Source organism: Salinicola sp. (genome assembly GCF_982684285.1).
In genome coordinates this window covers 11,636-13,234 of record NZ_CEXLVS010000108.1, presented here as the reverse complement: position 1 = coordinate 13,234, position 1,599 = coordinate 11,636, and the positions used below count along the sequence as shown (strand labels likewise).

The 1,599-nt window shown below is 63.7% G+C and carries 3 protein-coding genes; all 3 read left to right on the top strand.

The window, feature by feature from the left end; translation table 11 throughout:
- Positions 1-702, top strand: a 702-nt coding sequence (locus AC3AYF_RS11045) for an MFS transporter (RefSeq protein WP_487779736.1), incomplete at its 5' end; no start/stop codon positions are given.
- Positions 703-786: 84 nt separating this feature from the next.
- Positions 787-1,233: a PAS domain-containing protein gene (locus AC3AYF_RS11040; protein WP_295039310.1), complete on the top strand. Its 447-nt coding sequence runs from the start codon at positions 787-789 to the stop codon at positions 1,231-1,233.
- A gap of 140 nt (positions 1,234-1,373) precedes the next feature.
- Positions 1,374-1,568 (top strand): PA3496 family putative envelope integrity protein, encoded by a 195-nt coding sequence (locus AC3AYF_RS11035; protein WP_110602970.1) that lies wholly within the window; start codon positions 1,374-1,376, stop codon positions 1,566-1,568.
- The last annotated feature ends 31 nt before the right edge of the window (positions 1,569-1,599 follow it).

Sequence of the window (1,599 nt, the reverse complement as noted above, 5' to 3'; positions counted from 1 at the left end):
GCCGCCCTGGGATGGGGCTTGAACGCCCTGTGCGCCGCCTTGATTCAGGAAGCACCGGGCGCCACCGAGGGCGGCGCCAATGCCTGGGACAGCGTCAAGCAAGGCATCGCCCTGATGCGGCGCGATCGCCGCTTCCTGCATTTCAATCTCGCGCGCGCCCTGCTGCTGTCCAGCGCTCTCGCGCTTCCCTATCTCGCCCTGCTGGGACAGCAGAACAGCGGCACCGACCTGGCCAGCCTCGGCATCCTGATCCTGACCTCCGGCGTCGCCAGCCTGATCGCCGGACCGATCTGGGGCCGCCTGGCGGATCGTTCCAGCCGCCGGGTGATGCGCGACAGCGCCATCGGGGCGGCTATCTGCTGTCTGGCCGGCGCCGCCTGCGTGTGGCTGCCCGACTCCGCACGCACCAGCGTGTGGCCATACGCCACGGTCTACGGCTTGCTGATGATTGCCCACGCGGGCATTCGCCTGGGGCGCAAGACCTATGTCATCGATCTCTCGGACAGCGACACCCGCGCGCTCTATGTCGCTTTCTCGAATACCTTCACCGGCGTCCTGATGCTCTGCGTCGGGCTGCTTCTGGGCGCCCTCGCGCAGTGGCTGGGAAGTGCCGGCCTGCTGCTGGTGCTCGCCGCGCTGGCGACCGCGGCCGCCTTGAGCTCGCACGCCCTCGCCGAGGTCGAGTCGGAGAGCACTTCGTAAAGCGTTGTAATCCCCCGGCACCGTGGCATCATTGATCACCGTATCGTCCCTACAATCCGTCGAATGCCCAGTCTGGAGGCAAGGATGGCCAGCACCAACAAACGCCCCCCCATGATCAGTCCGGCTCTATTGGAGCGCATCGTCAACGCCTCGGATGACGGCATCGTGGTGGCCGAGCAGGAAGGCGACGAGAACATTCTGATCTACGCCAATGAAGGCTTCGAGCGCCTGACCGGCTACAGCGTCGACGAGATCCTCTATCGCGACTGCCGCTTCCTCCAGAATGGCGATCGCGACCAGCCGGCCATCGACCGGGTCCGCGCGGCCCTGCGCGAAGGCAAGTCCTGCCGGGAGGTGCTGCGCAACTATCGCAAGGACGGCAGTCCGTTCTGGAACGAGTTGTCGATCACACCGGTCTACGACGAAGAGGACCAGCTCACCTACTTCGTCGGCGTCCAGAAGGATGTCACCGAGCTTGCAAAGGCGCTGGAGGAGCTGGAGACGCTGAAGGCCGAACGCGATACGGCGTGACCGCGCCGCAGAATCCAGCACTTATCGCCGCCTTCCGCGGCGATAGTTTTTTTTAACCAGGAAAGTCTTGTACCGGTCGGCTTTCGACGATATATAGCCCGAAGCGTCACTGAGATGCGATTTCACGGGAGGGCCAAAATATGAGCCGTGAGGAATATATCGACGACCAGGATTTCTCAGAAGCCATCAATGACGAGCAGTTCGAACGTCCACGCAGCAGCAAGGCCGACACGTTGCGCGCGAGACGACAGGTCGAGGCACTGCTGGAAGAGCGCCGCCTGAAACGTGCCATCGAAGACGACTGGTACGACGAATACGGCGACGAGGAAGAGTAGACACTCTCCGACCCGGAGCCATCCGACGGGC

Coding starts and splice junctions, on each gene's coding strand:
- AC3AYF_RS11040 (WP_295039310.1), top strand. CDS start 787: ATGGCCAGCACCAACAAACGCCCCCCCATGATCAGTCCGGCTCTATTG.
- AC3AYF_RS11035 (WP_110602970.1), top strand. CDS start 1,374: ATGAGCCGTGAGGAATATATCGACGACCAGGATTTCTCAGAAGCCATC.